This window comes from Tahibacter caeni (assembly GCF_024609805.1).
Taxonomy (GTDB): domain Bacteria; phylum Pseudomonadota; class Gammaproteobacteria; order Xanthomonadales; family Rhodanobacteraceae; genus Tahibacter; species Tahibacter caeni.
Window position 1 is genome coordinate 1 of the sequence record NZ_JANFVR010000165.1, and the last position, 10342, is coordinate 10342.

8 protein-coding genes are annotated in these 10342 nt (G+C 67.4%); 4 read left to right on the forward strand and 4 right to left on the reverse strand.

Annotation, left to right across the window (positions count from 1 at the left end):
* Positions 1 to 2: 2 nt before the first annotated feature.
* Genes NON22_RS14320 through NON22_RS14330 form a run of 3 tightly spaced genes read right to left on the reverse strand, consistent with a single transcriptional unit; the run spans position 3 to position 7542 of the window.
* Positions 3 to 3077: an efflux RND transporter permease subunit gene (locus NON22_RS14320; RefSeq protein WP_257387623.1), complete on the reverse strand. Its 3075-nt coding sequence runs from the start codon at positions 3075 to 3077 to the stop codon at positions 3 to 5.
* Positions 3074 to 6373 (reverse strand): efflux RND transporter permease subunit, encoded by a 3300-nt coding sequence (locus NON22_RS14325; protein WP_257387624.1) that lies wholly within the window; start codon positions 6371 to 6373, stop codon positions 3074 to 3076. Before NON22_RS14325 ends, NON22_RS14320 begins: the two co-directional genes overlap by 4 nt.
* The gene (locus NON22_RS14330) at positions 6370 to 7542 is read right to left on the reverse strand and encodes an efflux RND transporter periplasmic adaptor subunit (RefSeq protein ID WP_257387625.1); all 1173 of its coding nucleotides are present in this window, start codon (positions 7540 to 7542) and stop codon (positions 6370 to 6372) included. The genes NON22_RS14325 and NON22_RS14330 overlap by 4 nt, the downstream gene beginning before the upstream one ends.
* A gap of 336 nt (positions 7543 to 7878) precedes the next feature.
* Here NON22_RS14330 and NON22_RS14335 point away from each other — a divergent pair, with 336 nt between their 5' ends.
* On the forward strand, positions 7879 to 8202 hold the full coding sequence (locus NON22_RS14335) for a c-type cytochrome (protein ID WP_257387626.1): 324 nt from the start codon (positions 7879 to 7881) through the stop codon (positions 8200 to 8202).
* Between the two features lie 18 nt (positions 8203 to 8220).
* On the forward strand, positions 8221 to 8571 hold the full coding sequence (locus NON22_RS14340) for a c-type cytochrome (protein WP_257387627.1): 351 nt from the start codon (positions 8221 to 8223) through the stop codon (positions 8569 to 8571).
* Between the two features lie 72 nt (positions 8572 to 8643).
* On the opposite strand, the gene NON22_RS14345 is transcribed toward NON22_RS14340, so the two are convergent.
* Positions 8644 to 9255: an NfuA family Fe-S biogenesis protein gene (locus tag NON22_RS14345; RefSeq protein WP_257387628.1), complete on the reverse strand. Its 612-nt coding sequence runs from the start codon at positions 9253 to 9255 to the stop codon at positions 8644 to 8646.
* A 102-nt stretch (positions 9256 to 9357) separates the two neighbouring features.
* On the opposite strand from NON22_RS14345, the gene NON22_RS14350 reads away from it, so the two are divergent.
* Together NON22_RS14350 and NON22_RS14355 are read left to right on the forward strand one after the other, a co-directional pair.
* Complete coding sequence (locus NON22_RS14350) at positions 9358 to 9690, forward strand: 4a-hydroxytetrahydrobiopterin dehydratase (protein WP_257387629.1); 333 nt, start codon at positions 9358 to 9360, stop codon at positions 9688 to 9690.
* 5 nt (positions 9691 to 9695) lie between these two features.
* On the forward strand, positions 9696 to 10342 hold a 647-nt coding region (locus NON22_RS14355), incomplete at its 3' end, for a hypothetical protein (protein ID WP_257387630.1).

Consider the following 10342-nt stretch of genomic DNA (forward strand, 5'->3'; position numbering starts at 1 on the left):
CCTCAGGCCGCCACGGCGCGGCGCCGCACGCGGCCGGCGCGCGCGTCGCGGAACACGCGGCGCACCCACATGCGCAGGTCGTCGAGCTGGGCGTAGATCACCGGCAGTGCGAGCAGGGTCACGGCGGTCGAGAAAATCAGGCCGCCGGCGATCGCGCGCGCCATCGGGTAGTACGGCGGGCCGTCGCCGCCCATCTCGGTCGTGCTGATGCACAACGGCACCATGCCGAGGATGGCCGTGCCCATGGTCATCAGGATCGGGCGCAGGCGGTCGCGGGCGCCGGCGACCAGCGCGTCGGTGCGCAGCTGGCCTTCGTGGCGCAGCTGGTTGACGTGCACGATCATGACGATGCCGTTGTTGACGACGACGCCCATGAGGATCAGCACGCCGATCGAGGCCATGATCGAGAACGTCGTGCCGGTGAGCCAGAACAGCCAGAACACGCCGAAGATCGAGAACAGGAACGTGGTCAGGATCGCCGCCGGGAACACCAGCGATTCGAACATCGCGCACATGACCACGTAGACCAGCACGAGCGCGAGCACCGTGTTGAGGAACATCTGCTGGCCGGCCTCGTCGGCCTCGTCGAAGCTGCGGCCGAAGCTCCAGCGGTAGCCGGCAGGCAGGCTGACCGACTTCATCGCCGTCTCGATGGCCTTGCGTGCGTCTTCCTGGGTCGTGCCCGGCGCGAGGTTCGCCGCGATCGGCATCGAGGTCTGGCGGCTGTCGCGCTGGATCGCCGAGGCCGCGTCCTGGGTGCGTACGTCGACGAGCGACAGCAGCGGCACGAGAGTGCCGTCGGCGCGGCGCAGCTTGAAGTCCGCCATGCCCGAGACGCTCTGCGTGTCGGCGCCCTGGAAGCGCAGCCAGACCGGGATCTCGGTGTCGCCGTTGCGGAACTCCTTGAGCGGCGCGCCGCGCAGCGCGATGCCGACGTAGGTCGCGACTTCGTTGGCCGAGAAACCGTACGACTTGGCCCGCTCCCGATCCACGCGCACGGCCACTTCGCGGTCGCCGGTACGCTCGGCCGTGCGCACGTCGCGCAGGCCCGGCACGCGGCTCAGCACCGGGATCACCGCCTCGGACAGATCGTGCAGCACGTCCATCGAGTCGCCGATCAGCGAGATGCGCAGGCCTTCGCCGCTGCTGCCGCCGCCGTTCTGGTCGAAGCCGACCTTGCCGATCGGGATCTTCGGCAGCCCTTTGCGGATGTCTTCCATGATCGCCGTGGAACCGCGCTTCATCTGCTTGGCGTCGACGAGGATGATGCTGGTCGACGCGTCGCCGCGCTCGTTCGCATAGCTGTAGACCGACTTGATGTCGAACTCCTGCTTGTGCGCGATCAGGTATTCCTCGACCCGCGCGATCGACTTCTTGAGCTCGTCGAGCCGGTACAGGCCGTTGAGGTCGTAGCGCAGGTACAGGGTCGCGCCTTCGCCGGCCGGGAACATGTCGTACTTCACGAGGCGCATCGGCAGCAGGATGCTGACGAGACTCATCGCGACGACGCCGGCCATGGTCAGCTTGCGGTGGCTCAGGGTCCAGCCGATCAGCGCCGCATAGCCCTCCTGCATGCGCGTGACCAGGGTGCGGCGGCCGACGAACTTCGGCGTCGGCAGGCGCGCCGACAGCATCGGCACGAGCGTCACCGCGACGAGCCACGACGCCAGGTGCGCGATCGACATGGCCACGGCGACCTGGGTCAGGAAGATGCTGATCTGGTTCTTCTGGCCGAAGATGTTCGGCAGGAACACGACGATGCTCGCGAAGGTGCCCGCGGCGATCGCGATGCCGACGACCTGGGTGCCCTCCACGGCGCAGTACCAGGGCTTGTCCGGGTATTTCTCGCGGTACTGGTAGATGCTCTCGACGACGACGACGGCGTTGTCGACGAGCATGCCGACTGCGAGCAGCAGGCCCATCATCGACAGGATGTTCAGGGTGATGCCGAAAAAGTACATGCAGCCCAGCGTCATCACGAAGCAGATCGGGATCGCGAGCGAGACCATCAGGGTCGAGTTGACGTCGCGCAGGAAGTAGAACAGCACGAGCACCGACAGCAGGGTGCCGACGACGCCGGCCTCGGTCAGTTCGTACAGCGACGAGGTCACCGAAAATGCCTGGTCCTCGAGTGCGTAGACGTCGATGCCGCGCATCTCGGAGGACTGCTTGATGCGGTCGACTTCCTCGTTGACGAGCCGGCCGACCTCCACGAGGTTCGCGTTGCGTTCCTTGTAGACGTCGATGCCGATGGCCGGCCGCGTGTCCAGACGTCGCATGTAGTCCAGCCGCGCCGGCTTCAGGGTCACGCTCGCGATGTCGCCGAGCTTGAGGCCGCGGTCGTTGACGATGAGGTTGCGCACGTCTTCGAGGTTCTTCCACTCGCCCTGCGGCTGCACGCGGTAGCGCGTCGCGCCGTCGAGGATCTGACCGGCGGAGATCGAGAAGTTCGCCTTGGACAGCTGCGCATAGAGCTCGTTGAGGCTGACGCCGGTCGCCGCGAGGCGGTCGGAGGACAGCTCGATCTGCAGCTCCGGCGGCGCGACGCCCTCGATCGATACGCGCGCGACGCCGGGGATGCGTTCCAGCGGACGCTTCACGCGGCGGTCGAGCAGCTCGTAGGAGTTGCTCATGTCGATGTCGCTGGCCACGCGCAGCTTGAGCAGCGGCTGGTCGGAGACGGAGAACTTCAGCACCTGGTAGCGCTGCAGGTCCGACGGCAGCTCCTTGCGGATGCCGTCGATCTTCTCGCGCGCCTCGACCGCCTTGACCGCGACGTTGTTGCCCCATTTGAACTGGATGAAGATCTGCACGCCGTCGGCGCGCGAGGTCGACTGCATGCGCTGGATGCCGGGCACGGTCGCCAGCGCTTCCTCGATCGGCCGCGCGAGCACGCGCTCGACCTCGGCCGGCGTCGACCCCGGATACGGCACGTCGACGAACAGGAACGGGAACTCGATGTCGGGAAACTTCTCCAGCGGCAGACGGAACGCGGCGATCAGGCCGATCACCATCATCGACAGGAAGAACATCGTGATGGTGACGGGACGCTTGAGGCTGAGCTCGGCGAGATTCACGACGCAGGCTCCAGGGTGGCCGAGGCGCGACGCGCCGCATGGCGTTCGGCGCGGGCGCGATACCAGGCGTCGCCGCGGAAATCCAGACGGTCGTAGACGATCGGTATGACGACGAGAGTCAGCAAGGTCGACACCAATAGCCCGCCTATGACCGTGATCGCCATCGGCGCGCGCACTTCGGCGCCGTCGCCGAGACCGATGGCCAGCGGCAGGAAGCCGATCAGGGTGCACAAGGTGGTCATGACGATGGGCCGCAGGCGCGACTCGGCGCCCTGCACGATGGCCGCGCGCTTGTCCACGCCGGCCTCGCGCAGCTGGTTCACGCGGTCGATCAGCACGATCGCGTTCTTGACCACGATGCCGACGAGCATGATCAGGCCGATGAACACGACCACGCTCACCGCATTGCCGGTCAGCTTCAGCGCGAGCACGGCGCCGACCGCGGCCAGCGGAATCGAGAACATGATGACGAACGGATGCAGCAGCGATTCGAACTGCGAGGCCATGACCAGATAGACCAGGAAGATCGCGAGCGCGAGCGCGAAGATCAACGAGTTCACCGACGCGTCAAGCTCCTCGCTCTGGCCGCCGATGTTGACCGAGATGCCGGCCGCGAGCGGATTCTTCGCCAGGATGCCGCGCACTTCCTCGACCGCCGTGCCGAGATCCCCGTAGGCGAGGTTCGACGAGACGATCGCGACGCGCTCCTGGCTCACGCGATGGATCTCGCTGGGGCCTTCGGTCGCGACCACGTCGGCCACGGCCGACAGACGGATCGGCCTGACTGCCGAGACCTGCCCCGGCGCGGCGGCGGCAGCGGCCTCCGCCGCGGCAACCGCGTCGGAATTGACGATGATGTTGCGGATGTCCTCGACGCTCGCGCGGTCGTCCTCGCGGGCGCGGACCAGCACGTCGATCTTGCGGTCGCGGAAGTTGTAGCGCGTGGCGACCTCGCCGCGCACCTTGCGCACGACCTGGTCGGCGATCGTGCGAGTGGTCAGGCCCAGCGCCGCGGCGCGGTCCTGGTCGAAGCGGATCTGCACTTCCGGATAGCCGCTCTCGACAGTGGACTTGACGTCGGCGAAGCGGTCCGACGCCTTCATGAGGCCGGTCAGCTTCTGTCCGGCCTTCTTCAAGGTGTCCAGGTCGTAGCCGCGAATCTCGATTTCCAGCGGCGTGGAGAAGCTGAACAACTGCGGCCGCGAGAACTTCACCTCGCCGCCCGGATGCGTGGTCATGGTCCGGCGCAGCGCATCCATCGCCGCGCGTTCGCCGGCCTCGCCGGCCGCCGGATTCAAGGTGATCAGCAGGCGCGCGATGTTCTCGCCGGATTCCGTCGGGTTCGCATCCAGGCGCGTGCCGACGCCGGCCACGCCGTAGATCGAGGCGATGTTCGGATCATTCGCATGGGCGAGCTGCAGCTCGCGCGCGAGCGCGTCGCTGTTGGCCAGCGGCGTGCCCGGCGGCAGCTTCACGGTCATTTCGAAGCGGCCCTGGGCCAGCTGCGGAATCAGGTCCATGCCGAGCGTCGGCACCAGCGTCAACGTACCGAGGAACGCGAACAGCGCGAAGCCCAGCACCAGCCATGGGCGCTGCAGCACGTTCGGCAGCGTGCGCGTGTAGGCGGCGGCGAGCCGATTGTACGGCGCCAGCAACACCGCGCCGACCGCCCGCAACACGCGGCCGATCAGGCCGCCGGCGCCGAAGAACAGCGTGAGGGCCAGCCAGACGATGCCGCGCGGAACCGCGCCGAGGCGGCCCTGCGGCCTGGCGTCGTCGAGTTCCTCGCGATAGGCCAGCGGCGCCCGGCCCTTGAGCGAGGCCAGCATCGGGATCAAGGTCATGGACACGACCAGCGAGATCAGCATCGCGAACGTGATCGTCAGCGCCTGGTCGCGGAACAGCTGGCCGGCGACGCCCTGCACGAACACGAGCGGGAAGAACACCGCGACCGTGGTCAGGGTCGAGGCCGTCACGGCCATACCGACTTCCTTGGTGCCCTGTACGGCCGCATCGACGATGGACAGGCCCTTCTCGCGCAGCCGCGCGATGTTCTCCAGCACCACGATGGAATCGTCCACGACCATGCCGGTGGCCAACGCAAGCCCGCCCAGCGACATGACGTTGAGGCTCAGGTCCGCCTGGCCCATGAAGAAGAACGTCGTGATCAGCGAGACCGGCAGCGACAGCGCGATGATGAACGTGCTCCAGCTGTCGTGCAGGAAGAAGAAGATCACGAGGATCGCGAGTACGCCGCCGAGCAGCGCGTCGAAGCGCACCTCGTGCAACGCCGCGCCGATGAACAGCGACTGGTCGTCGATGACCTTGAGCTCGGCGTTGGCCGGCAGGGTCTTGTTCGTGCGCATGCGCTCCACGGCGGCCTTGACTCCGTCGGCGACGCTGACGGTGTTCGCGTCGCCTTCCTTGTAGACGGCCAGCTCGATCGCCTCGCGGCCGTCGATGCGAACGATGCCTTCGCGTTCCTTGTAGCTCTGGTGCACGCGCGCGACGTCCTTGAGCCGGACCGGCACGCCGGCGTCGATCCGGACGAGCAGCTCGCGCATTTCGTCGACCGTCGCGAACTGATTGATCGTACGCACGAGATAGCGCTGCGAGCCTTCCTCGATGCGGCCGCCGGAAATGTTGACGTTCTCGTCCTTCAGGCGCTGCACCACGTCCTGCACGCCGATGCCGAGCTGGGACAGCTTCTGCTGGTCGATCTCGACGGCGACCTCGTCCTCGAGGCCGCCGCCGACCTTGACCGCGGCAACCCCGGAAATCGGTTCCAGGCGCTTCTTGAGCTCATCGTCGGCGAAGCGGCGCAGCTGCTTGAGCTCGGCCTCGTTGAAGCCCTTGTCGTCGCTCTTGCCCGACAGGCCGTAACGGACGATCGGGTCGGTGGACGGATTGAAGCGCAGCAGCAGCGGCTTCTTCGCTTCCAGCGGCAGCTGCAGCAGCTCGAGCTTGTCGCGCACCTCGAGGCTGGCCATGTCCATGTCCGTGCCCCAGGTGAACTCGAGGATCACGTCGGACTGGCCCGTGCGCGAGACCGAATGCAGCTTACGCACATTCTTGACCACGCCGAGCACTTCCTCGACGGGCTGGGTGATCAGGTTCTCGATTTCCAACGGCGCCGCACCTTCGTATTCGGTGCGCACGGTCAGGGTCGGATAGGACAGGTCAGGCAGCAGGTTGACCTTGAGGCCGAGCAGCGCGATGGCGCCGAACAGCACGAAGGTCACGGTGAACATGGCCACGGTCACACGGCGGCGCGTGGCGATCTCTACGATGCTCATGGGCTCTTCTCCGCGGCCGGCGCAGCGGCGGCGGTCGCCGGCGTCGCGTCGATCACCTGCACGAGGGTTCCGTCGCGCACGGCGTTGCGGCCGACCGTAATGACGCGGTCGCCGGGCTGCAGGCCTTCACGCACTTCGATGTATTCGCTGTCGGCGAAACCGATGCGCACGACGCGGCGCTGCGCCTGCAGGGTCGGCACCGGCGGTGCCGGGACCGGCGCGGCCTTGGGTGCCTCGGCTTCCTTGCCATCCTTGGGCTTGGGATCGGCGGGCGGCGGCGGCGCGTTCACGATCAGGTACACCGCGGTCTCGCCGTCTTCCTCGATCAGCGCGCTGCGCGGAATCGCCAGCGCGTCCTGCTTGCGGTCGTAGATGACGTCGATGCGGCCGAACATGCCGGGCTTGAGCGTCTGCGCATCGGCCTTGAAGCGGCAAGTCACGCGGAACGTGCCGCTGGCCGCCTCGACGACCGGACTCACGCGGTCGATCACGCCGGGAAAGCGCTGACCCGGCAGCGCGTCGACGACCATGCCGACGGCCTGGCCCGGCTTGAGCGTGTTGAGCTCGCGCTCAGGCACGTTGAGGATGCCCAGCAGCGGATCGAAATCGACGATGTGGAACAGCGGCTGGTTGATCTGGATCAGATTGCCTTCCTTGACCAGGCGCTTGCCGATGACGCCGTCGATCGGCGCGACGACCTGGGTGTAGGACAGCTCCAGCCGCGCGAGATCGTGCACGGCGCGCTGGTTGTCCAGGTCGAACTTGATCTTGTCGTGCTCTTCCAGCGACAGCAGCTTCTTGCTGAACATCTCGTCGGCGCGGCGGTAGTCGGCCTCGAGCTTGCGCAAGGTGGCCTCGGCCTTGGCCAGACTCAGACGCGGGCTCGCATCGTCGAGCCGCGCGAGTACCTGTCCCTGCCGCACCGTGTCGCCTTCCTCGACGAGCAGCTTCAGCAGCACGCCGCCGGTCTTCGCGACGACGTCGGCTTCGCGGTCGGCCTCCAGGGTGGCTGTCCCCGAATAACTCGCATCGATAGGGCGCGCGGCGGCCGTCGCGGCTTCGACCGGGACCAGCGCAGCGGTCTCGGCGGTCTTGGCCTTGTCGGGCGCGCCTTTGCCGCAGCCGGCGATCAACAGAAAGGCACTAAGAATCAAAGCGATACGAACCATTCCTGGCCGCAGGTCAGAAGCGGGACGAAGCGTGTCGGGGAGCATGGCGTGAGCCCGTGTGCTGGTATTGTGGTGTTATACTAGACTACATCACTAGTCATAACAACTAGCCGCAGCACCGTTGGATGCCGCGGCACGAGAAAGGGATGCACCGGGTTTGCCCTCCGCGGTGACATGAGCATTCTGTGAAGGCGCGGGACGCACGTCGTGAGCCGGTAGTCACGCCGCAGTGCGGCATCGCGTGGCCGAGGCAGGCGCGGCTGGAGCTCGACGCATCGCGCCGGCTATACTCGCCGCTTTACCAGCCAGGCACCCGCCCCCGCCGGAACCCCGACGATGACCCGATCGCTACTGCTTGCTTCCCTGCTCGCCACCGCCGCTTTCGCTGCCACCTCCGCGCATGCCGCGGGCGACAAGGAAGCCGGCCGCCTGAAGACCTATACCTGCCACGGCTGCCACGGTGTTCCGGGTTACAAGAATGCGTATCCGAACTATCACGTGCCGCGCATCGCCGGACAGAATTTCGAATACCTCGTCACCGCGCTGAAGGGCTACCAGACCGGCGACCGCAGCCACCCGACCATGCGCGCCCAGGGCGAGAGCCTTTCCGCGCAGGACATCGAAGACATCGCCGCGTATCTCGCCGGCCTGACCCCGTAACTGCCGAGGACGTCCCGGATGAATCGTCTTTTCCCGCTGTTCGTGCTGGCCGCGACGCTGGCCGTTTCCTCGTTCGCCCAGGCTGCCGGCGACGCCGAAGCCGGCAAGGCGCTGGCCGTTCCGTGCGCCGCCTGCCACGGCGCCGACGGCAACCCGACCGATCCGCAGTACCCGCGCCTCAACGGCCAGTACCGCGACTATCTGCAGGAAGCCATGCTTCAGTACAAGAACGGCAAGCGCAAGAACGCGATCATGAGCGGCTTCATGCAACCGATGACCGAGCAGAACATCGCCGACCTGGCCGCCTATTTCGCGGGCCTGCCCGGCGGCAAGCTCGGCGACCTGAGCCATCCGGCCGCCGCGAAGTAAGCGTTTCCGCACCATCAACAAAAAAGCCCGGCGTCGCCGGGCTTTTTTGTTGGCGCCGCAATCGCCGAGGACTCAGGCCAGCGCCGATTTGCCGGCCGCGCTGCGCGAGAAATACGGGTTCGAGCCGCTCGCGTGGTCGGTCGCGTCGCGCACGGCAGTGATCTCGGGAATGCGCTCGCGCAGGGTCTTCTCCACGCCGTGCTTGAGCGTCACGTCGGCCATGCCGCAGCCGTGACAGCCGCCGCCGAAACGCAGCAGCACGACGCCCTCGGCGGTGATTTCCTCGAGACTGATGCGGCCGCCATGGGAGGCGACGCGCGGATTGATCTCGGTCTCGATGACGTAGCGCACGCGCTCCACCACGCTTGCGCCTTCGCCGGGCGCGTCGCCCTTGATGCGCGGCGCACGGATGGTCAGCTGGCCGCCGGTGGCCGAGGTTTCGTAATCGATGTCGGCGGCGTCGAGGAACGGCACGCTGGCCGCGTCGACGTAGAGCGGAAAGCCGCGACATTCGACCGTCCATTCGTCGCCGGCGAGGTCGGCCGGTTCGCAGAATTCGAGCTGGCAGTCCGCGGCCGGCGTTCCGGCCTTGACCGCGCGCAGACGGATGCCGAGTCCGTCTATGCCCTGCTGCTGGATCAGCTTGAGGAAATGCTGTTGGGCGCGTTCGGAGATGTTGATCATGGGGGCTCCGTTGAATCTGGACCATTATAGTCCTGATTCGGAAACCGACCAAGCCGGCGCCCGCTATACTCGCCCGCCGTTTCCTGCCGCCGGAGAGCCGTGATGACCAAGGACGAACTGATCGCGACCCGTTGCGTGCCGCGCAAGGGCGCCGACCATGCGCTGAGCGCCGCCGCGATCGCCGAGCTCGCTGCGCTGCTACCCGATTGGAGCGTCGCCGGAGCCGAACTCCGGCGTGAATTCCATTTCCGTGACTTCCACGAAACCATGGGCTTCGCGAACGCCGTGGCCTGGATGGCCAATCGCGAAGACCACCATCCCGATCTCGAGCTCGGCTACAACTACTGCCGCATGCGCTGGTCCACCCACGACGTCGGCGGTCTGTCGCTCAACGATTTCGCCTGCGCCGCGAAAGTCGACGCCCTGCTCGCCTGAGCGCGGTGTCGGCGCGCCTGCTACAGGTCGCGGGCTGGCTGCTGGCCGCCGTCGCGGTCGTCGCGGCGCTGCAGGCGCTCGCGCAACGCCAGCTGCGCGCGCAGCTCGTCGGCGAGGCCGTCGCGTTCCTCGCGCCGACGCAACACGGCGACACGCCGTATCGCTGGCGGTTGAACACGGCGGACGCGCTGATCGGCCGCCGCGTGCAGGGCGACTGCAGCGCCGCGATCGATGCCGACGGACTGCTGTTGCGGCGCGGCTCGCGCTACTGCGAGGTCGCGCTGCGGCTGCAGGCGCCGCTGGACCTGCGCCGCTTCACGCGGCTGCAGATCGATGCCGCGGCGCCGCTGCCGCCGTTCCAGCTGCAACTGCGCGAACGCCTGGATGCGCCGCAACACCTCGCTGCGGTCGGTGCGGCCGATGGCCACATCCCGCTCGAGGGACTGGGCTGGCAGCTCGACCGCGACGGCATCGCGGCGCCGCCGCAACGGGCCGCGATGCTGCGCCTGCGCTGGGCCGCACTGGCCGAGGATCTGCACCTGCGCGGCATCGCGCTGCTGCCGCGCGATGCGGCTCCGTGGCGCGCGCCGCCGGCCTGGCAGCCGGCCGACACCGCGCTGCCGCTGCCCGTGAACGAACCACCGCTGTTCCG

What these genes read in the sequence shown, in the direction of transcription:
- NON22_RS14325 (WP_257387624.1), bottom strand. Translation starts at nt 6,373, where the DNA reads ATGAGCATCGTAGAGATCGCCACGCGCCGCCGTGTGACCGTGGCCATG.
- NON22_RS14330 (WP_257387625.1), bottom strand. Translation starts at nt 7,542, where the DNA reads ATGGTTCGTATCGCTTTGATTCTTAGTGCCTTTCTGTTGATCGCCGGC.
- NON22_RS14335 (WP_257387626.1), top strand. Translation starts at nt 7,879, where the DNA reads ATGACCCGATCGCTACTGCTTGCTTCCCTGCTCGCCACCGCCGCTTTC.
- NON22_RS14340 (WP_257387627.1), top strand. Translation starts at nt 8,221, where the DNA reads ATGAATCGTCTTTTCCCGCTGTTCGTGCTGGCCGCGACGCTGGCCGTT.
- NON22_RS14345 (WP_257387628.1), bottom strand. Translation starts at nt 9,255, where the DNA reads ATGATCAACATCTCCGAACGCGCCCAACAGCATTTCCTCAAGCTGATC.
- NON22_RS14350 (WP_257387629.1), top strand. Translation starts at nt 9,358, where the DNA reads ATGACCAAGGACGAACTGATCGCGACCCGTTGCGTGCCGCGCAAGGGC.